The organism is Burkholderia sp. NLJ2 (genome assembly GCF_049487195.1).
Taxonomy (GTDB): Bacteria; Pseudomonadota; Gammaproteobacteria; order Burkholderiales; family Burkholderiaceae; genus Burkholderia; species Burkholderia pyrrocinia.
The window spans coordinates 954,406-975,246 of sequence record NZ_CP137809.1 but is presented as its reverse complement, the minus strand read 5'-3'; the positions used below and the strand labels follow the sequence as shown (position 1 = coordinate 975,246).

16 protein-coding genes and 4 pseudogenes are annotated in these 20,841 nt (G+C 63.0%); 14 read left to right on the top strand and 6 right to left on the bottom strand.

What is annotated here, in order from left to right:
• The first annotated feature begins 8 nt into the window (after positions 1-8).
• From hydA to R9B84_RS20985, 4 genes are all read left to right on the top strand, one after another.
• Positions 9-1,466 carry a dihydropyrimidinase gene (hydA, locus tag R9B84_RS21000; RefSeq protein WP_423760271.1) on the top strand — a complete coding sequence of 486 codons (1,458 nt, stop codon included), beginning with the start codon at positions 9-11 and terminating at the stop codon, positions 1,464-1,466.
• 348 nt (positions 1,467-1,814) lie between these two features.
• Positions 1,815-3,089, top strand: a complete 1,275-nt coding sequence (locus tag R9B84_RS20995) for a NupC/NupG family nucleoside CNT transporter (protein ID WP_423760270.1) — start codon at positions 1,815-1,817, stop codon at positions 3,087-3,089.
• 39 nt (positions 3,090-3,128) lie between these two features.
• Positions 3,129-4,445 carry a thymidine phosphorylase gene (gene deoA, locus R9B84_RS20990; protein WP_423760269.1) on the top strand — a complete coding sequence of 439 codons (1,317 nt, stop codon included), beginning with the start codon at positions 3,129-3,131 and terminating at the stop codon, positions 4,443-4,445.
• Between the two features lie 129 nt (positions 4,446-4,574).
• Positions 4,575-4,964: a cytidine deaminase gene (locus R9B84_RS20985; protein WP_423760268.1), complete on the top strand. Its 390-nt coding sequence runs from the start codon at positions 4,575-4,577 to the stop codon at positions 4,962-4,964.
• Between the two features lie 49 nt (positions 4,965-5,013).
• On the opposite strand, the gene R9B84_RS20980 is transcribed toward R9B84_RS20985, so the two are convergent.
• The 4 genes from R9B84_RS20980 to msrB all read right to left on the bottom strand — a co-directional run bounded on the left by R9B84_RS20980 (position 5,014) and on the right by msrB (position 9,590).
• Positions 5,014-6,129: a Rieske 2Fe-2S domain-containing protein gene (locus tag R9B84_RS20980; RefSeq protein WP_423760267.1), complete on the bottom strand. Its 1,116-nt coding sequence runs from the start codon at positions 6,127-6,129 to the stop codon at positions 5,014-5,016.
• Between the two features lie 221 nt (positions 6,130-6,350).
• The gene (gene msrA / locus R9B84_RS20975) at positions 6,351-7,094 is read right to left on the bottom strand and encodes a peptide-methionine (S)-S-oxide reductase MsrA (protein ID WP_423760266.1); all 744 of its coding nucleotides are present in this window, start codon (positions 7,092-7,094) and stop codon (positions 6,351-6,353) included.
• Between the two features lie 73 nt (positions 7,095-7,167).
• Complete coding sequence (locus R9B84_RS20970; protein WP_423760265.1) at positions 7,168-9,024, bottom strand: cytochrome c biogenesis protein DipZ; 1,857 nt, start codon at positions 9,022-9,024, stop codon at positions 7,168-7,170.
• 35 nt (positions 9,025-9,059) lie between these two features.
• Positions 9,060-9,590: a peptide-methionine (R)-S-oxide reductase MsrB gene (gene msrB / locus R9B84_RS20965; protein ID WP_423760264.1), complete on the bottom strand. Its 531-nt coding sequence runs from the start codon at positions 9,588-9,590 to the stop codon at positions 9,060-9,062.
• 974 nt (positions 9,591-10,564) lie between these two features.
• Here msrB and R9B84_RS20960 point away from each other — a divergent pair.
• Both R9B84_RS20960 and R9B84_RS20955 read left to right on the top strand, forming a co-directional pair.
• A pseudogene (locus R9B84_RS20960) lies at positions 10,565-11,598 on the top strand (PDDEXK nuclease domain-containing protein).
• The gene (locus R9B84_RS20955) at positions 11,598-12,026 is read left to right on the top strand and encodes a hypothetical protein (protein WP_423760263.1); all 429 of its coding nucleotides are present in this window, start codon (positions 11,598-11,600) and stop codon (positions 12,024-12,026) included. The pseudogene R9B84_RS20960 and the gene R9B84_RS20955 overlap by 1 nt, the downstream one beginning before the upstream one ends.
• On the opposite strand, the pseudogene R9B84_RS20950 reads toward R9B84_RS20955, so the two are convergent.
• A pseudogene (locus tag R9B84_RS20950) lies at positions 11,957-12,688 on the bottom strand (IS3 family transposase); the annotation flags it as partial. The gene R9B84_RS20955 and the pseudogene R9B84_RS20950 overlap by 70 nt on opposite strands.
• Before the next feature lie 57 nt (positions 12,689-12,745).
• A pseudogene (locus R9B84_RS20945) lies at positions 12,746-13,177 on the bottom strand (transposase); the annotation flags it as partial.
• 299 nt (positions 13,178-13,476) lie between these two features.
• Here R9B84_RS20945 and R9B84_RS20940 point away from each other — a divergent pair.
• The 8 genes and pseudogenes from R9B84_RS20940 (at position 13,477) to R9B84_RS20905 (ending at position 20,811) form a co-directional block, all read left to right on the top strand.
• Positions 13,477-14,427 (top strand): IS110 family transposase, encoded by a 951-nt coding sequence (locus R9B84_RS20940; RefSeq protein WP_423761012.1) that lies wholly within the window; start codon positions 13,477-13,479, stop codon positions 14,425-14,427.
• Positions 14,428-15,015: 588 nt separating this feature from the next.
• Positions 15,016-15,477, top strand: a complete 462-nt coding sequence (locus R9B84_RS20935) for a cupin domain-containing protein (protein WP_423760262.1) — start codon at positions 15,016-15,018, stop codon at positions 15,475-15,477.
• Positions 15,478-15,523: 46 nt separating this feature from the next.
• The gene (locus R9B84_RS20930) at positions 15,524-15,688 is read left to right on the top strand and encodes a hypothetical protein (RefSeq protein ID WP_423760261.1); all 165 of its coding nucleotides are present in this window, start codon (positions 15,524-15,526) and stop codon (positions 15,686-15,688) included.
• Between the two features lie 140 nt (positions 15,689-15,828).
• Positions 15,829-16,290, top strand: a complete 462-nt coding sequence (locus tag R9B84_RS20925; protein ID WP_423760260.1) for an MEKHLA domain-containing protein — start codon at positions 15,829-15,831, stop codon at positions 16,288-16,290.
• Between the two features lie 276 nt (positions 16,291-16,566).
• Positions 16,567-17,200, top strand: a pseudogene (folE, locus tag R9B84_RS20920) (GTP cyclohydrolase I FolE).
• Positions 17,157-17,456, top strand: a complete 300-nt coding sequence (locus R9B84_RS20915; RefSeq protein ID WP_423760259.1) for a transposase domain-containing protein — start codon at positions 17,157-17,159, stop codon at positions 17,454-17,456. The pseudogene folE and the gene R9B84_RS20915 overlap by 44 nt, the downstream one beginning before the upstream one ends.
• 211 nt (positions 17,457-17,667) lie before the next feature.
• The gene (locus R9B84_RS20910) at positions 17,668-18,837 is read left to right on the top strand and encodes a LacI family DNA-binding transcriptional regulator (RefSeq protein WP_423761011.1); all 1,170 of its coding nucleotides are present in this window, start codon (positions 17,668-17,670) and stop codon (positions 18,835-18,837) included.
• A gap of 141 nt (positions 18,838-18,978) precedes the next feature.
• The gene (locus R9B84_RS20905) at positions 18,979-20,811 is read left to right on the top strand and encodes a hypothetical protein (protein WP_423760258.1); all 1,833 of its coding nucleotides are present in this window, start codon (positions 18,979-18,981) and stop codon (positions 20,809-20,811) included.
• The last annotated feature ends 30 nt before the right edge of the window (positions 20,812-20,841 follow it).

Genomic DNA, 20,841 nt, shown 5'->3' with positions numbered 1-20,841 from the left:
GCAACCCAATGGCAATCCTGATTCGCGGCGGCACCGTGGTCGATGCGGACCGCTCCTACCGTGCGGACGTGCTCTGCGCCGACCCGCAAGACGGCGGCACGATCCTGCAGATCGCGGAGAAGATCGACGCGCCGGCCGGCGCGAGCGTCGTCGACGCGCACGACCAGTACGTGATGCCGGGTGGCATCGATCCGCATACGCACATGGAACTGCCGTTCATGGGCACGACCGCGAGCGACGATTTCTACTCGGGCACGGCGGCCGGGCTGTCGGGCGGCACGACGAGCATCATCGACTTCGTGATCCCGAGCCCGAAGCAGCCGCTGATGGACGCGTTCCGCGAATGGCGCGGCTGGGCCGAGAAGGCGGCGGCCGACTACGGCTTCCACGTGGCCGTGACGTGGTGGGACGAAAGCGTGCACCGCGACATGGGCACGCTCGTGCGCGAGCATGGCGTGTCGAGCTTCAAGCACTTCATGGCGTACAAGAACGCGATCATGGCCGACGACGAGGTTCTCGTGAACAGCTTCTCGCGTTCGCTCGAACTCGGCGCGCTGCCGACCGTGCACGCGGAGAACGGCGAGCTCGTGTTCCAGTTGCAGAAGGCGCTGCTCGCGCGCGGGATGACGGGGCCGGAGGCGCATCCGCTGTCGCGGCCGCCGGAGGTTGAAGGCGAGGCCGCGAACCGCGCGATCCGCATCGCGCAGGTGCTCGGCGTGCCCGTGTATATCGTGCACGTATCGTCGAAGGACGCGGCCGATGCGATCGCGCGCGCGCGCAGCGAGGGGCTGCGCGTGTTCGGCGAAGTGCTGCCGGGCCATCTGGTGATCGACGAGGCCGTCTATCGCGACCCGGACTGGACGCGTGCGGCCGCGCACGTGATGAGCCCGCCGTTCCGCTCGGCCGAGCATCGCGAAGCGCTGTGGCGCGGGCTGCAGGCGGGGCAACTGCATACGACGGCGACCGATCATTGCGTGTTCTGCGCGTCGCAGAAAGCGATGGGCCGCGACGATTTCACGAAGATCCCGAACGGTTGCGGTGGCGTCGAGGATCGCATGTCGGTGCTGTGGCATCACGGCGTGAATCACGGCCGCATCACGCCGAACGAGTTCGTGCGGATCACGTCGACGAACGCCGCGCAGATCTTCAACCTGTATCCGCGCAAGGGCGCCGTGCAGGTGGGCGCCGATGCCGACCTCGTCGTGTGGGATCCGGCCGCGACCAAGACGATCTCGGTGAAGACCCACCACCAGCAGGTCGACTTCAACGTGTTCGAGGGGATGACCGTGCAGGGCATCGCGACGCACACGCTCACGCGCGGCGCGCTCGTCTGGGCCGACGGCGACCTGCGCGCGGTGCGCGGCGCGGGCCACTATCTGAAACGGCCGCCGGCGGCCGGTTACTACGAGGCCGCACGCATTGCGAACCGGCTGCGCGAACCGCATCCGGTCGAGCGCGCGGGCTGAACGGCGCGTGTCGCGCGGGGCGTGTCCGTTCCAACGGTACGCCCCGCGCGCTTGCATTTGTCTTCCCATGCGTACGGGCACCGCTTCTGCGGGATCCCGCCTCCTCTCTGCATCTCGTCAATTCTCTTAATATTTGGGACTGCTCGTAGCGCGATCTCGTCTTTTCGATCTCCAGGTATGTAGAAGAACTGAGCAAGTCGACGAAAAACGCCACGTCGCTCGAACGCGGCCATTTTGTTTGCGTTGTCGGCGTGCATGCCGACGAGTAATATCCACCGACGGCGTTTCGCAGGCGTGCCGGGCCTGCCCGCCGAACAGTCCAATAACATTGAGAGAAAGGAGCACAAGGTGGATATTCTGCGCAGTCTCCTGGGCATGTCGTTCCTGCTGCTGGTTGCCTATCTGCTGTCGAACAACCGGCGTGCGGTGAGCGGCCGGACCATGATCGCCGCGCTGCTCACGCAGCTCGCGATCGGCGCGCTGGTGCTGTTCGTGCCGTCGGGTCGCGCGGCGCTGGCAGCGGCCGCGAACGGCGTCAATCGCGTGCTCGACATGGGCAATCACGGCATCGCGTTCGTGTTCGGCGGGCTGGTCGACAGCCGGATGTTCCAGCTGTTCGGCGACGGCGGGTTCGTATTCGGCCTGCGCGTGCTGCCGATGATCATCTTCGTCACCGCGCTGATCGCGGTGCTGTACTACATCGGCGTGATGAAGTGGATCGTTGCGATCCTCGGCGCCGGGCTCGCGAAAGTGCTCGGCGTGAGCCGGATCGAGGCGTGCTCGGCCGTCGCGACGATCTTTCTCGGGCAAAGCGAGATGCCCGCGCTCGTGAAGCCGTTCGTGAGGAACATGACGAGCGCCGAGATCTTTACGGTGATGGCGAGCGGCATGGCGTCGGTCGCGGGCTCGGTGCTGGTCGGCTACGCGGGCCTCGGCGTGAAGATGGAGTATCTGCTCGCCGCGTCGTTCATGGCGGTGCCGGGCGGGCTGCTGTTCGGCAAGCTGTTGTTTCCGACCGTCGAGCCGAGCCGCGTCGTGGTCGACGGTCTCGATTTCGACGACAAGCGGGCCGCCAACGTGATCGAGGCGGCGGCGTCCGGCGCGTCGGTCGGCCTGCGGATCGCGATCAACGTCGGCGCGATGCTGATCGCGTTCGTGGGGCTCATCGCGCTGATGAACCTCATCGTCGGCGGCGTGGCCGCGTTCGCGGGCTTTCCGCAGATCACGCTGCTGGGCATTCTCGGCCACCTGTTCGCGCCGCTGGCGTGGATCATCGGCGTGCCGTGGCACGACGCGACGCTGGCCGGCAACTTCATCGGCGAGAAACTGATCTTCAACGAGTTCGTCGCGTACGGCGACCTGTCGCCGTACCTGAAGGGCAGCGAACACGTCACGGCGGCCGGCCTGCAAGTGCTCGACCCGAAGACGCTCGCGATCGTGTCGTTCGCGCTGTGCGGCTTCGCGAATTTCTCGTCGATCGCCATTCTCGCGGGCGGCTTCAGCGCGGTCGCGCCGGAGCGTCGGTCGGAAGTCGCACGGCACGGCTTGCGCGCGCTGACGGCCGCGACACTGTCAAACCTGATGAGCGCCGCGATTGCCGGCCTGTTCTTCTCCCTGCATTGAACCGCGCAGCGGCCCCTGACCGATCGAGGAGATGCAACGATGTTTCTACCGCAGGAATTCATTCGCCAGAAGCGCAATCGGCAGCCGCTCGATCGCGACGGGATAACCGCGTTCGTGCGCGGCGTGACCGACGGCAGCGTGACCGAGGGCCAGGTGGCGGCGTTCGCGATGGCCGTGTATTTCAACGACTTGAGCGTCGACGAGCGTGTTGCGCTGACGATCGCGCAGCGCGACTCGGGCGACGTGCTCGACTGGCGCGCGCTCGATCTCGACGGACCGGTGATCGACAAGCATTCGACCGGTGGCGTCGGCGATGTCGTGTCGCTGATGCTCGGGCCGATGGTGGCCGCATGCGGCGGGTACGTGCCGATGATCTCGGGGCGCGGGCTCGGCCATACCGGCGGCACGCTCGACAAGCTCAGCGCGATCCCCGGTTACGACGTGACGCCCGATACGGATGCGTTTCGCCGCACGGTGCGCGACGTCGGCGTCGCGATCATCGGGCAGACCGCGCGGCTGGCGCCTGCCGACAAGCGCATCTATGCGATTCGCGACGTGACGGCGACCGTCGAGTCCGTCGCGATGATCACCGCGTCGATCCTGTCGAAGAAGCTTGCGGCAGGACTCGACGGGCTCGTGATGGACGTCAAGGTCGGCTCCGGTGCGTTCATGCCGACTGTCGAGCAATCGGCGGAACTGGCGCGCAGCATCGTCGACGTCGGCAACGGCGCCGGCATGAAGACGACCGCGATTCTCACCGACATGAGCCAGTCGCTCGCGCCGTGTGCGGGCAATGCGCTCGAAGTGGGATGCGCGATCGACTACCTGACGGGCACGTCACGTCCGGCCCGGCTGCATGACGTCACGATGGCGCTTGCAGCGCAGTTGCTCGTCACCGGCGGGCTGGCACGCGATGCCGCGCAGGCGCGTGCGATGCTGCAGCGCTCGCTCGACTCGGGCGCGGCGGCGGAACGCTTCGCGAGAATGGTCGTGGCGCTCGGCGGCCCCGCGGACCTGGTCGATGCGCACGGGCGTCATCTCGCGCGGGCGGCGGTGATCGTGCCGGTTCCGGCGCACGCGAGCGGCGTCGTGCAGCGGGTCGATTGCCGCGCGCTCGGGCTGGCGGTCGTCGCGCTCGGCGGTGGCCGCACGCGCGTGGCGGATGCGATCGACACCAGTGTCGGCCTGTCGGAGCTTGCGGAGATCGGGCAGCGTGTCGAGGCCGGCCAACCGCTCGGTTGCGTGCACGCCCGCGACGCCGCCGCGGCGGCGCGCGCGGTGGACGCGGTCCAGCGCAGCTACGTGCTGGGCGAGACGGGCGATGCGCCGCCGACCATTCACCAGCAGATCGGTTGACCGGTCGCCCGTGCCGGCACGGACGGAGCGTGCGGGCATCGGCGGCCGCTTCACATTACGGGAGTATCGTGCGTGCCGGGATGCGGTCGCGTCGATGCATCCCGGCACACCACCGGAGGCACCATCGAGATGGAACGAGACGAATTGCTCGAACAGGCAAAGGCGGCGCGCGAACGCGCGTATGCGCCGTATTCGCGCTTCAAGGTCGGCGCGGCGCTGCAGGCGCGCGACGGGACGATTTTTCACGGCTGCAATGTCGAGAACGCGTCCTACGGATTGTGCAATTGCGCGGAGCGCACGGCGATGTTTTCGGCCATCGCCGCCGGCTATCGTCCGGGGGACTTCGCGCGGCTTGCGGTCGTCGGCGACACGGACGGGCCGATCGCGCCGTGCGGTGCGTGCCGTCAGGTGATCATCGAGCTCGGCATGCCCGACATCGAAGTGATCCTGGGCAACCTGAAAGACGATGTCGAGGTCACGACGGCACACGCGTTGCTGCCGGGCGCGTTCCGGTTGTAGCGGAGCGCGTCGCGGCGCGCCTGCGACGTCGTGCGGCGCGCCGTACGTATCACGCGCCGTCGCGCGCTTCGCGGATCGGAATCACGGTGCGCGCGCCGCACTGGCGCAGCAGGTCGCGCAGCTCGTTGATGACCGGAAACACCTCGTGGTTCCAGTCGGCGCCCTGGCGATCGTGCGCTTCCTGCTCGCGTTCGACGATCCAGCGATCCTCGCGGAAGATGCGTTCGGTGAACCACACGAGCAGCGGCCACGCGAGATCGAGCGCGAACGGTATGCCGGGCTTGTGGATCGACAGCAGTCCGAACGTGCGGTTGGTGCGCTGCTCGGCGTCGAGCGGCACGTAGACGATCCACAGGTCCATCACGAGCGTGCCTTCGCTCGAACGAATCCGCAGCGTCTGGTACGGATAGCCGGTGCGCACCGTCATCACGCTCTTGTCGGACTGGTCGGACGCCTTCTTGCTCGCGCCGAACACGAGCGCCTCGCCGACCGGCTGCTTGCCCTCCATCCGCGCGAACGTGTAGTCGACCTCGACCCAGTCGTCGCCGCGGCGCCGGCCCACCGAGCGCGCGCGCATCTGTCCCATCTGCTTGCGGTGCAGGAACTGATGGTTCATGTCCATCAGGTTCTCGTGCATGAACGAGTAGTGGCACTTGACCTCGCGGCCGAAGCGGCGGGTCTTGTACGCGGGGTTGTCCGCCGATTCGAGCGCAGGGAAAGGCCGCGTGTCGGCGAGCGTCGCGTCGCCGGGGAACACGAAGATCAGCCCGTGCGCTTCGCGGCACGGATACGCGCGCACGCCGTTCGGCAAACGCTCGCGGCCGAGGTAGGGCACGTCGACGCAGCGGCCGCTGTCGCACGCGTAGGTCCAGCCGTGATAGCAGCAGCGCAGCGTCTCGCCGCTCACGACGCCCGCATGCAGCGGCACCTGGCGGTGCGCGCAACGATCTTCGAGCGCGTACACGGCGCCCGATTCGGTGCGCACGAGCACGATCGGATCGCCGGCGAAGCGCACGCCGAGCGTCTTGCCGCGCTTGAGCTCGCGCGACCACGCGAGCGGATACCAGTGATCGGGGTGAATGGGCACGCGGCGCAGGTCGCGCACGCCCGTGCCGGAAGAGGGTTCTTCGAGGGTGCTGCTGTCAGGCAAAGGCACTGCGAGCATGCGTGACGTCTCCTGGCTGGGCAGAAAGTCCGGGCGCCGCAAGAAGCGGCGGGGATCTAGAGAAGTCTACGCGAAGTTGCCCGTTGCGGCGGACGCGATGCGGGTTTGCCCCGGCATGACGGCCGGGGTTTCGTTGATGCGGCGCAAACCGGGCCGCGGGCGGTGTGCGCCGGCCCCCGGCCGCGCGGCGGGCGGCATCCCGTCACGCGGCCGGCTGCCGGTCACGAGCCGGCATCGCGCCACAGCACCGCGTCCGTGCGGTACAGCGCCGGGAAGCGCTGCTTCAGCCCGGCGACCTTCGGCAGGTCGTTGAACGCGATATACGGCGCGTCGGGATGCAGTTCGAGGTAGTTCTGGTGATACGCCTCGGCCGGATAAAACCCCTTGTATGCCTCGACGCGCGTGACGACGGGCGCCGGAAACACGTGCGCACTGCCGAGCTGCGCGATGTACGCGGTCGCGACCGCGCGTTGCTGCGCGTTGGTCGGGAAGATCGCGGACCGGTACTGCGATCCTTCGTCGGGGCCCTGCCGGTTGAGCTCGGTCGGGTCGTGCGCGACCGAGAAGAACACCTGCAGCAGCCGGCCGTACGTGATCTGCGTCGGGTCGTAGACGATGCGAACCGATTCCGCGTGCCCCGTCAGCCCCGAGCCGACGAGTGCATAGTGCGCGGTTTCGGACGCACCGCCCGCATAGCCTGCCGTGACCTGCTTCACGCCCTTCACGTGCTCGAACACGCCCTGCACGCCCCAGAAGCAGCCGCCGGCGAGCACGGCCGTTTCGTCGTGCGACGCGCCGGGCGTTTCGTCGAGCGTCGGTGCGGGTACGGTGCGCATCGGCTCGGCCGAATTGACGATGCGCTGGAAGCCGAACACGGCGGTGGCCGCGACGGCGATGGCGCCGATGCGGCGCAGCATCGCCGCGCGCCGTCGCGGCGCGGAATCGCGAGTGGGTGTCGGGTTCATCGTTTGCTCCTTCGGAATGCGTTGTGGAAGACGGTGCTCGGGTGGCGGCGTTGCCCGCGTGCGGCGCCCGCGTTCAACCGAACGTGAATGCGTACGCATCGACGCCGGGATCGAGAAACTCGATCGCGAACGTGCGGTCGGCGATCGCGCCGGGCTGCCGGACCAGCTGGTACAGGCGCTGCCCGGTGACCGTGCCGTAGCCCTGCGCATCGACGTCGGCGCCGTGCGCGGCACCGGGCGCCGCGCCGTCGAGCGTCACGCGAAAGCGCACGGGCTGGCCGTTCGCGCCCGGGCCGAGCACGAGGTGCAGGTCGCGTGCATGGAAGCGGTAGACGATCCGGCCGGACGGCGCGGCGAGCGACGCACGCTCGGCGCCGACCTGCCAGGTGCCGGCGAGGCCCCAGTCGTTGAGATCGGGGCGGGCCGGCGCGTCGTAGCGATGCGCCGCGTCGCGCACGACGCCGCCCGGCGATGAGAAGTCTTGCGCGCGCGCATAGCCGACATAGGTTTCGGGCGAGCGGACGTCCGCGCTATCCGCTGCCGCGAGCGCGCCCTTCGCGGGCGCACCGGCCAGCCCGAGCGGCACGTTCAGCGCTTCCGGATGGCCGGCCTCGGCGAGCAGCGACTGGATCGCGCGTTCCGACTGGGCGTATTCGCCTTCGCCGAAGTGGTGATGGCGGATGCGCCCTTGCGCGTCGATGAAGTAGTGCGCGGGCCAGTATTCGTTGCCGAACGCGCGCCAGATCGAATAACCGTTGTCGATCGCGACCGGGTAGTCGATGCCGAGGTCGTGCACGGCCTTCTTCACGTTGCCGATGTCGCGCTCGAACGCGAACTCCGGCGCGTGCACGCCGATCACGACGAGCCCGTACGGCGCGTACTTGCGTGCCCATGCGTTGGTGTACGGCAGCGTGCGCAGGCAGTTGATGCACGAGTACGTCCAGAAATCGACGAGCACGACCTTGCCGCGCAGGCCGGCCGCCGTCAGCGGCGGCGAGTTGAGCCACTGCACGGCGCCGTCGAGCGACGGCAGCGTGCCTTCGACGGGCAGCGCGGACGGCGTCGTACCGGCCGCGCGCATCATCGCGCCGCCGGCCTGCGCGGCATCGGCGGTCGCGGCCATCATCGCGCCGCCGCTTGCGTTGCCGGACGTGTTGTCGGCAGCGTTGCCCGTGGCGGCCGTCGTTGCGGGCGCACCGTTCGACCGCCCGCCGAGCCGGTCGACGAGCTTCGTCTCGAGCCCGCCGGTGGTGACGGTCGACAGTTGTGCGAGCGCGCCCGTATCGAGGCCGAGCGCGATCGCGCCGACGCCGGCCAGGAGCGCCGCGCCGATCCCGCGCCGGATCCATTCGCCGGCGCCGAGCGAGCGCTTCATCGCGGCGAACACCTTGCCGCCGATCACGAGCGCGACGGCGAGCGACGTCGCCGCGCCGGCCGCATACGCGACGAGCAGCAGCGTCGTGCCGACGCTCGCGCCGCGCAGCGCGGCGCCGGTCAGCACGAGCCCGAGGATCGGGCCGGCGCACGGCGCCCACAGCAGGCCCGTCGCGACGCCGAGCAGCAGCGACGACGCGGGGCCGGCCGGGCGGCCGTCGCGCTGCGCGAGACCGGTGAGCCGGTTGCCGGCGGCGACGAGCGGGCGTGTCAGGTGTTCCGCGAAGCGCGGCATCAGCAGCGTCAGGCCGAACACCGCGAGCAGCACGATGGCGATCCAGCGGCCGGCCTGGTTGGCCTGCGCGACCCAGCCGCCGCCGACGGCGGCGAGCGTCGCGACGACGGCGAACGTGAGCGCCATGCCGGCCAGCAGAGGCAGGCCGGTGCGCACGAACGGCTGGTCGGCGCGCGCGAACACGAACGGCAGCACGGGCAGGATGCACGGGCTCAGGATCGTGAGCACGCCGCCGAGATAGGCAAGGACGATGAGCAGCATGGTGCGTTCTCCAGTCGGTCGGGAGCGGGGCCGGATCAGGCGGCGGCCGGGTGGAAGGTGAGCGCGAGCCCGTTCATGCAGTAGCGCAGGCCGGTCGGCGGCGGCCCGTCGTCGAACACGTGGCCGAGATGGCCGCCGCAGCGGCGGCAGTGCACTTCGGTGCGGACCATCCCGAACGACGCGTCGGCGTTGGTGCCGACCGCGTGGTCGAGCGGCTTCCAGAAGCTCGGCCAGCCCGTATGGCTGTCGAACTTGGTGGCCGACGCGAACAGCGCCAGATCGCAGCCGGCGCACGCGAACGTGCCGGCCCGGTGCTCGTCGTTCAACGGGCTGCTGTACGGCCGCTCGGTGCCGGCTTCGCGCAGGATCGTGTACTGGGCGGGCGTGAGCCGGCGATGCCATTCGGCGTCGCTGAGGGTGATTTCGTATGGGGCGGCTGTCCGCGGGGCGGCCGGCGGCGCGGCGAACGCGCGGCCGACCAGCGCGCGGCGGCCGGCGGACGACAGCGCCGCGAGCGTGGCGAGGCCGGTGGCGCCGGCGAACAGCAGATGTCTGCGGGTGGGCATGATGGGCTCCTGGAAGCAGGTCCTGAAAACATGCGCCTATCGTAGGCACCGGCCGGTGTCGAAGTCCTCACGGAAAGTTAAATGAATTGTGATGTCTGTGGTGTTCCGTGGGGGTGCGGTGGAATCCATCGACGCTCCAACTGGAAAGAGCCTTCGAACGGGTGAGCCGCCGATATTTACCGAGCACCGGTTCGCGCCACGATTTTTAGTGTTTTTTTAGTGTTCGTCGAGTTGCGTGGCGAATCCGGACTTTGGCTTGCCGATCAAATCGGACTGGGAAACGAGCGTTGTTTGACTGCGGTCGCGAATCACACCGAGCGTCTGATGCGCATTGATAGACGGATAAGTTTGCAAGCTAGTGCGACCGACGTGTGGTGCGCGTGTGGACGCGGAAGTTTGACAGTTTTTACGTAGAAACTTCAGGGGGCGAGTTAGGACGTGCGCGGTTGTGCAGTGAAAGAGGGGCACGATGCGCTCCGCCGAAGTGGTCCATGTCGAGGTAGGATCCGGCGGAATGAAGGGGAACATAGTAAGGGCTATGTTCCCCTTCATTCCGGGACATAGGCGAAGCCTCCGCGTGCGCGGCACACCCCTTGGGGAATTGAGCGCTCCCACCGCGGCGATTGAAAAGCGGGGCCGGCACTGTTCCGGCGCCTCTGTATTTCTGGCGCGGGCGACGACGTGCCGGTGGGCGGGTTCATTGGGCATTGCGCTGCACGCGGGCCTGGAGGTTCTTCGATCCGGGCGCGGCGACTGGAGGGTGGCTTTGCCTCTGGCGGCGCTGAAGCTCAATTGCGCGCGCGCACATTTAGCTCGGTGACAGACGAGGGCCTTGGCGGGCCGGTGGCTGAATTCTCTCCGCGGTGCGGAGAGAATTGGGGGAGCGCCTGGCAGGGTTCCGCCGTTGCTGAGATTCCGGTAACGTGGCCACTGCTGGCGCGCGCCGGCCCGCCGATTCCTCCGTTCCTGACAAGATGACCGAACTCGTCCCCGCGTCCCTCTTGACCGACATCCGCCGCATGATTGATTCGGCACGCGCCCAAGCGGCCGCGGCAGTCAACGCAGAACTGACCCTACTTTATTGGCAGGTTGGTCGGCGCATTCGAGATGATGTGCTGGGCGGTGAGCGCGCGGGCTACGGACAACAATCCTCCCCGCGCTCGCACGTCAACTGAGAGGCGAGTACGGCAGGGGGTGGAGCGAGCAGCAATTGCGCCACTGCATCCGGGCGGCCGAGGTGTTTCCGGATGAACCAATTCTCTCCGCACTGCGGAGAGAATTGAGTTGGACCCATCTGAAGATGTTGATGTACGTTGAAGACCCGCTCAAGCGCGACTTCTACATTGAACTCTGTCGTCTGGAGCGCTGGTCGTCGCGGCAGTTGCAGGAGCGGATGCAATCGATGCTGTTCGAGCGCAGCGCGCTTTCGCGGCAACCCGACGAAGTGATCCGGCGCGAAGTGGCGCACCTGCGCGACGCGCAGCAGATGACGCCTGACCTCGTGCTGAAAGATCCGTACATACTCGACTTTCTCGGCCTCAATGATCACTGTCTGGAGCGCGATCTCGAGGATGCGATCCTGCGCGAGATGGAACAGTTCCTACTGGAGCTCGGCGCGGGCTTCACGTTTGTTGCGCGCCAGAAACGACTTCCTATCGACGATGACGACTTCTATCTTGATCTGCTGTTCTACAACCGCAAGCTCAAGCGTCTGGTCGCCATCGAACTGAAGCTCGGTTCCTTCAAGGCCGAGTGCAAGAGTCAGATGGAGCTGTACTTGCGTTGGCTCGCGAAGCACGAGCAGGAACCGGATGAAGCGCCGCCGATCGGCATCATCCTGTGTGCGGGCAAAAAGCAAGAACAGATCGAATTGCTGGAACTCGGCAAAAGCGGCATTCACGTTGCCGAGTATCTCACCGTGCTGCCGCCGCGTGAGGCACTGCAAGCGAAGCTACACCAGTCAATCGCGGCGGCCCGCGCCCGGCTCGATGACAAGCGGGAGTCGTGATGACGGACACCCCTTTATCGAATAGCGAAAGCGTTGAGACTCTGGATACGCCCGGTGCGGCTGATTCGTCGCCATCGATTGGGCAGCGCGTCGGCCACTATGTTGCGGCGCACGTGTTCGAGGCAAGCGCCCTCGCGCTGACCCTGGTCACCGGTCTTGCCTACGTGGTCGGCCGCTCCTACTTGAATGGATGGGAAGAGGCGGCCGGAGTACCCGGCCTGATGTTTCGGCGCGATCTATCCGACGTCATGCTCGGGGGCGCGACCGTGGCGCGCGTCTGGATGACGCCGGTGCTGCTGGCCGTGGCGCCATTTTTGATCATGTGGGTAATTGACCTGCGGTGGAATTTTGTAGCCAATCAGGCAGTGAGTCTCGCGTCGATATTATCGGAATCCAGCCAGGCTCGACGGACCGTGGCAGGAGGTTGATAGCGATGCGCGCTATGGGGCCGGCGCTCGTTGTAGAACTGCCGCCAGCGTTCGATGAGCACCTTGGCCTCCGCGCGGCTGCGGAACCATTCCCGGTTCAGCAATTCGTCACGCAGCTTGCCGTTAAAGCTCTCGACGAATCCGTTTTGCCACGGACTGCCGGGCGCGATGAAGGCCGGACCGATTGCAGCGTCTCGTAGCCAGCGCATGACCTTGGCAGCGGTAAATTCAGCGCCGTTGTCAGACCGAACGAACGCGGGCTTGCCGTACAGCCGCATCAGTCGCGACAGCGTCAAGATCACATCCTGCGACCGTAAGCTGGCGCCGACTTCGATCGCCAGGCACTCGCGGGTGTATTCATCGATCACGCAAAGCATCTTCAACGCCCGCCCGTCCACCAACTGGTCGTGCACGAAGTCGTAGCTCCATACCGAATTCGGCTGTGTCGCACCGGGCAAGCGAATGTCGTTGCCACAACGACGACGGCGAGGACGCCGCCGCGGAATGTTGAGCTGCAAGGCTCGCCACATTCTCCGCACGCGCGATTCGCCCAGCGCCGGCCAGGCCGACATCCGCCGGTAGCCGAAGCGCGGCACTCCCTGCGCGGCCGCCATCAGTTGCTCGCCCAGACTCCGATCCTTCTCTGGTTGCTTGAGCGTATAGGCCGCCACCCGGCGGATGCCGGCCAGGCCGACATCCGCCGGTAGCCGAAGCGCGGCACTCCCTGCGCGGCCGCCATCAGTTGCTCGCCCAGACTCCGATCCTTCTCTGGTTGCTTGAGCGTATAGGCCGCCACCCGGCGGCTCAGCCCCAGATAGCAACATGCCTTGCGTTGCGAGAGACCTCGCCGGGTCAGGACTTCCAGCGCTTCGCGCCGGCCCGTTGGGGTGCTCATTTTTTTCCGCTGAATTCCTTCAGGCCGTCGATAACCAGCAATTGGCAATCAGGCGCTTGAGTCGCTCGTTCTCCGATTCCAGATCCTTGAGCCGACGGGCGTCGGGCACATCCATGCCGCCGAACTTGTTGCGCCAACGATAGAACGTCTGTTCCGAGATGTTGTGGCGCTTGCACAGATCTTTCACCGGCTCGTCCCGACTCTCGGCCTCGCGCAAGATCCGAATGATCTGCTCGTCGGTAAATCGCTTCTTCATCGAGTTCTCCTTGCCTCTAGGATAAAAGAGAACTCACTTGCCAAATGGCTACAAGAATCGTCTTGTATGTTTAAACCAGATCAGCGCGGTACAGTCTGGTTACCGCTAAGGTGACCGGACCGGGCCGTGTAGCCTGGAATCGTCTAGAGTCGGCGAGTCTGCTTGCCAGTTCGTACCTGAGTCGATTGCGCACGTCCTCCGTGCTGGTCTTCCCGATGCCCGAACGGTTAGTCGAGCGGTTTGATACCAGCTCGCATGCACAAGAAAGGGATATGAAGACCATGTCTGGATCATCCGTAATGGTGGGCATCGATGTGGCGAGTACCCATGTCGATGTGGCGTGTCTCGGGGCAACCTTGCCAGCCGAACTGACGCATATCAGCAACGACACCGAGGGGCACGTCGTTCTGGCCGACGCTCTGGCGAAGCTGCAACCCGGACTCGTGCTGATGGAGGCCACGGGTGGCTATGAGGCGGCATTGGCGTGCACGCTGCAGGCAGTCGGGCTGCGCGTGGCGGTGATCAACCCGCGCATGGCTCGTGACTTCGCTCGTGCGATGCAGCGCCTGGCCAAGACCGACCGCATTGATGCCGCCACCCTAGCCGAATTCGCTGCCGTACTGGCCCAACGTCCTGACTGCGAGCGCTTCGTGCGTCCGCTGAGCGATCCCGCGCAGCAGGATCTGGCGGCTCTGGTCACCCGACGACGCCAGCTTGTGGCTATGCGACTTTCCGAGCGGCAGCGCCTGCGCCTGGCTCGCCCGGTCACACGCCCGAGCATTCAGGCATTGCTCGAAGCCATTGCGTGTCAGCTTAACGACGTCGACGCCAAGATGCTCAGTCACGTCGAGCAGCACCGCGCCGTCATGTCCAAGCTGTTGCAGGACGTGGCGGGCGTGGGCCGTGTCGCCGCGACAACCTTGATTGCGGAATTGCCTGAACTGGGTCATCTCAATCGGCGCCAAATCTGCGCCTTGGTCGGCGTGGCACCTTATGCCAAGGACTCTGGTTCCATCAGAGGCCGTAGACGCATCGCCGGCGGGCGCTTTGAGGTACGACGTGCGCTGTACATGGCGACGCTCACCGCGACTCGATTCAATCCGGCCGTCCGCGCTTTCTACGAACGTTTGGTTGCCGCAGGCAAACTCAAGAAAGTGGCCTTGATTGCCTGCATGCGCAAGCTCATCACGCACCTAAATGCCATCGCCCGTAACCACCTGAATGCTCAAAATCAACCTCTCACAGCTTGACATTCAACACGGTTACTCAGGTCACGTGGATTCGGGGCAGGGTCAATGCTCCTCGTGACAATCGTTGAGAATTTTTATGATTCAAGCTGAGTAGCATAGCCCTGCAGACACCATCTACAGATGGATAACTATGCGTCGCGTCTTCGAATTCGATACTTGGTGACTCGATATCCAGAGGCTATCTGTCGTATGTGCCGCGCTTGTACTCGCAGGAGGCGGCCGTGACGATAGCCTCGCTCCGTCCGCTGCCCGTACGTTTGCACAGGTGACGGCATCCCGATCCGTACGGTCGATGGCGCGGCAGCAGGCCACGACGCCCGTGCATTGACGTGGACAGCGCGACGAGATGAACGGCGCCCGGTGAGGGGGCGCGCGGCAGCCAGGTGCGGTGTTCAATCCATAGGGAAATCCGCCATGTGCATGAAAATGCAAGAAGTGGGACCAGTATGCGAGAAAAACGTGCCTCGATTGCGACGAATTATTTCGTCGTTCTTAGCGTTGCAAGCTGCCTTGTCGGCAACGACGGCGATGAGTCTACCAATCAGCGTTTACCGAGCAACCTCATTATTCAGCGAAGGAGCTTGATTTATGCTTTACCATCCCTCAGTCCGAACGCGCGTTATAACTATCGTGGCATCTGCGCTGCCTTTGCTTGCCAGCACCATGTATATTCCGACGGCGGCGGCGGTGGAGCCCCAGGTCGAAGTGACACAGTTGCTGAAAACAACGCGCTCGTGGGACGGCGTTCAATATCGAGCGTATCCGGATGGCCAGCCAGAGGTATCGGTACTGCGCTATAAGATCGCGGCACATAGCGAACTGCCGTGGCATATCCATCCGGTAATCAACGTCGCCTATGTTCTTTCTGGCCAGCTGGCGGTGATCCGAAAGAGCGACGGGAAGACAATAGCGATCGGGCCGGGAGACGTGCTACCTGAGATGGTTAATGCACCGCATCGGGGCCAAAGTGGCGATGAACCGGTTGAACTGATCGTGTTCTATGCTGGTACCCCGGACGCTTCGTTAACGATCAAGTCCGAGCCGGACTAATAGCGACCTGCACAGGCCGCCCGGAAAGAACAAGTGTCCAGTCGCGTTGTTCATCGGCGAAACTCGCGACCTGAACGGCAACCCGTTCATCGGGCGGAAGCATCTGATGGCGCTGGTCGAAGACTGCGACAATCAGCTTGCGGCCGTGGCCTTGCCCGACAAAATGCTGGTCGGCCGTGCTGCCAATCTGAACAGCGTCCAATGTCGGTGATCCGGATTCTCGTATCCCGACAGTTACAGTTATTTGACCCGAAGACGCGCCGATTGCAGAGGGCAAGCCACTGTCAGAGGTCTACTGCAGCCATATTCTGACGAGCACCGCATACCGATGACCTTCATGAGCACAGTCCAATGCCAATTTCTCCAGCCACGGATTTCCTCTTTTTCGATCTCCTGGCGGATAGCCACCTCCGACTGACCGGTGCGCCTCTATTGAGCCAGACAATACGTGGCACGGATGCCGCCCGCTGGCTATACGAAGACGCACCATTTTGTGTAGTGGCTCACAACACGGATGAGGATCCGCGGTTCATCTATGCAAACAAAGCAGCACAACGTTGCTTTGAATACAGCTGGGCCGAGATGACAGCTTTACGTTCACGGCTTTCCGCTGCTCGCCCTAACCGGCACGAGCGTGAACAATTGCTCGAAGCTGTACGAACCCGCGGCTTTGCAACCAACTATCGTGGATTGCGCATTGCCAAGTCGGGAAGACTGTTCTGGATCGTGAATGTGACCGTCTGGAATTTAGTCGATCGCGATGGCATATATCGAGGGCAGGCCGCAACTTATCGCCATTGGACGGACGTCTGATCCATGTGTCAGGGCTATCGCGTCGAGGATCGTGCGGATAGTTTGTCGCTAGGCCGACCGTAAGCATGCAGCGTATGGGCACTTTCGCGCAAGCTCTTCGCTACGGTTGCTGCCACCACTACTGGAGGCATTCCGGTGCCGCTATTCTGGCATCGAGGTGTACGTCATTGAAAAGGTAGATGTTGAATTCTGGCAGGATCTAATGGAACGGAGAATGGCATTTCAACAGGATAAGGACATTTTGAAAATTTTTCGACGTTTATAAGAGAAGGCGGCATGATTAAAAATGAGAATGAAAGCGAATGCGATACGCACAATCAATCGCCTATGGAAATTCGGCGTACCCGTCAGTTCGATCCCGGCGCATTCGAAATGGCGATCGGTAGAATGCTCAAAGCTAGCGGCATTGAAATAGACGCTTCACATACAGGCCGCACGGCACAACGTGTGTGCGAACTCTGGCAGAAGCGTTTACTCGACGGCTACGATGTTGATCCTGCGGAGGCGCTGGGCGCGGGCTTCGATGATCACCGGAAAGATATGGTGATCATCCGCAGCATCGCTGTCCATGGTGTTTGCCCCACATTACTTGCTGCCATTTCGCGGTGTAGCCCACGTGGCCTACCTGCCTGGAGGGCGCCTGCATGGCTTTGGACGTATCGCTCGGATGATAGATGCGATCAGCCACCGTTTCACGTACCAAGAGTGGATTGCAAACGAGATTGCAACAGCACTTGTTAATTTCGGTAAAGCGCTGGGAGCAGCGTGCATGATCGAAGCTGAACAACTGTGCTTGCTCATGGGTGAAAATCGTCGCGGCGACGAGCGCGTAATCACGCAATCCTTCGTTGGCGAATTCGACCAGAATGTCCAAGCTCGCAACGAGTTTCTTCGTGTCATCAATCAATAGTAGCCATTTTGAGCGAGACTTAGTTCAAGCATGGCGGCATGCCGCCGTGGTTGGCCGGTCTTGGTTGTTCGTTGGATCGCTGCGTGCGGGTCTGTGCGCGGCCACCATTACGAGCTTGATCCGCTCGGCGCAACGGAGGGGACGCGATCCACTCGCCAATCTGAAGCACGTCCTGACACGCACGCCGATGCACAAGGGCAGTGACATCGACGCGCTGCTGGCGCATCACTGGCTGCCTCTCTCGACCGCGACCTAAGCTCGCTCGTCAAGACGAGCTGGCTGGCCGCTTATGGGTCTAGGGAAGATACCTATGGCAATCTGCTTGCCCTAACCATGGGAGTTGCCTAGTATCTAACTCGTGTTAGTAAATCAGATCAATTTCCGAGAGGGCCGTGCAGCGAGAGAGCGCTTCGCTTCCGAAGTGGCTATAAAACCAATATCCGAAAAGGATTGATGCGCCCCGGTTGATGATCGTTTCCGCGATCGCCCACGCAGGAGATGTAACAGTCGAATTCGACTCACTTCACGTGACAGACGATCTTCCGACAAGCGCATGTATCAAGGAATCGCAAACCAATATGTTCCGACCCAAGCCAACGAAACGCGTAACAAGTAGTCAGGTAGCAAAGCTGGCGGGCGTGTCGCGTACCGCCGTTTCGTTCGTGCTGAACAATGTGCCCGACACGGGAATCAGCCTCGAAACGCGCGAACGCATATTGCTTGCTGCTAACCAGCTCGGCTATGTGCCGAACGCCATGGCCCGCTCGCTGGTTAGCGGTGCAACACGAACCGTCGCACTGCTGATCCCGCAAGGCGACCACGCGAACGTCAATGTAGACGCATACATTCCGAGGTTTCTTGCGGGCGTCAACCTGACGTGTCACGCGCACGGCTACAAGGTTCTGCTGGAACCGGTCGCGGAGACGAGCCGCGCCGGCGAGTTTCTCGATCTCGTCGAAAGCGGGCGGATCGATGGTCTGATCGTCCTGAATCCTCGCCGCCTCGACGAAGCGTATATGTGCGAGCTGGGTGCGAGCGGCTTTCCGTTGGTCGTCTTCGGTTCAGGCCTGACCGAGCACAAGGACGTCCATAGTATCGAGGCCGACAACCGGGACGCAGCACGACGCGCCACATCGCATTTGCTTGCGCTCGGACATTCGAGGATCGCGCATATCGGCTTTGCGTCGGAAGATTGCCAGATCGCAAGGGAACGTCTGCTCGGGTATCGCGACGCGTTGGAGGCCGCTTGCGTTGATGTCAATCCCGCATGGATCGCATATGGAAATTACAGTGCGCAAAGCGGCTTTGACGCAATGCGCGTCATGCTTGCGCACCGGCTGGGCTTCTCCGCACTCTTTGCCGGCAACGATACGATCGCGTTTGGCGCAATGGCTGCGCTGAGGGATGCGGGGCTAAGAATTCCGGAAGACGTAGCGATTGTCGGTTTTGACGATATTCCGCTTGCTGCATATGCAGCGCCGCCACTCACGACGATGCGTACCGAGCCGTGCAAGGAGGGGGGCGCTGCGGCATCCATGCTCCTCCAGCTGATTAGTGGCAAACATCCGGCACCAGATCGAGTGAAGGGAACTGTGCCGTTGATCGTGCGGCAATCCTGTGGCAGCGGTATTCCCTGAAGTTGACTGGCTTGGCAAGCAACATCGATCGCGCGCTATTTGATTTGTACAACTGATTAATATCCAGATTTACACCGCCATTTTGACAGCACTTCGGCTTGCGTTTTCCTGGCATGTCTCTTGATCGGAGGAGATCGAAATATGGATGCTGATTCAAAGACGTTACAAGAATGCGAGTCTGCCGGACACGATGGTGGCACCAGATCGGTGGCCGACCTTTGGCCCCAAAGAAAGCGCAAATCAAGACCCAGAACCCTGATTTTCGCCCTGGCTGTCAGTAGCTTGCTTTGCAGCCGTATCGAGGCGGCTGCCGCAGAATTGACCGCGACCTCCAGTGAGCCGACACCGAATGCTGATCAAACAACGGTGGCGGATGGATTCAACAAGGCTGTAGCTCTGGCTCGCAAGCTAAACTTCATTGCCGACAACTGGGCATTCTTCACCACACCGTCCCCGAATGGGCTCGGATGGCCGAGCGCACAGAGCGATCCGCGCTGTCCGTCGTCGACCCAGGACCTCAGTCCAGGCTATCTTGCGGCCATTCAGAACCGCTGCGCCTATTACTCGCGAGACTACGTCCACCAGGCGACGGGGGCGTACTACCTCGGATATTACGAACAGAACTATCAAATGGCGGACCATTTCGTGACGCCCCTGCATGACAACGGCGGTGTCAAGGCACCCTATTGGGCGATCGGCGCGAACGGCAAGATCTACGAGCAGAACGACGAGTCGCCAGCGCCATTCGAGATCGGCGAAAATATCGCAAAAATGTATCGCTTGACTGCGGATAACCGCTATCTCGGTGTGGACTTCACGAACTATACGAACAACATCAACAATGGCTTTACCAACGTCAGCAACAATAAGTACATCAATTCCGATGGTTTCCGGATGGCGCGCGTCCAGAACGGCGAGGCAGCCACTTATAACGAGTTCGTCCACGATCGCGGAAACAACCTTCCGACCAATCTCGCGATCCTCCTCGGCGGCGACATGGCGTCGAGCGAGATCGCCTATTACCGCGCGATTTCGGCCTACACAGCCTTGAAGTCGGCGAGCGACACGACAAACGTTACGAACAAATACGATACGTTGTCGAATAATTTCAACGCGAATTGGTATTTGTCGAATTCAAGTCATTTCTCCGTTGGACTCGTTGGTACGACGGATAACACCTATGACTCGTCGAATTATAATAGTCTGAATTATTACGATTATTACGCTCAGGAGCCGAATATCTTTCCGCTTTACAAGGGCGTGATTACCGACTCGGCAAGGCTGGCGAGTCAGGCGAACTACGTCGATACCCAATCGGAGAACCTGTATAGGACAAAAGGCGATCTTGCTTACCCGGGGATCGAGTCGCATACCTATCTTCCGACGGCGTTCTACAACGCAAACCAGCGTGATACGGCCTGGAAATGGCTGACAAGATTGGCTAAATGGCAGGTTGACCATGGCAACAATACTTATCCGGAAGTAGCGTTTGCCATGGTTTCCGACGTGATCACAAAAGTCCTTGGTGTCGATTACGATGCGCCGAACAGCGTTCTCTCTACGCTCAGCGGCCTTCCGCCCACGTTCACGAAGGGCAATTTCGTTAAGGTCGACAATATCCCGATTTATAACAAACAGAAGAATGTAACGATCAATGTCGCCGTCACCCAGAAGGTACTCGACGCCAACGGGATGACCGAAACCGACTTGGGGTTCGATACCGATCTGGCCACGGTGGCAAGCAACCAGGGCTTCCATTGGGCACCCGGATTTCGCAACGCAGGCACGAATACGCATTGCACCGTGACCCGGACATTTGCGAATGGTTCGAGTGATTCCCTGACTTATTCGCTCAGGCCGAATAGTGCGACCGGTATCTCCACTTGCGTGGATAGTAGCAACATTGGGATCTGGGTCTATACAGGCGACTCGAACTCCAACGTGAGATCCCTCGCCGCCGTTCTCGCCCCCTGAAACAGTAGTCAAGCGCCACTGACGGGCGCC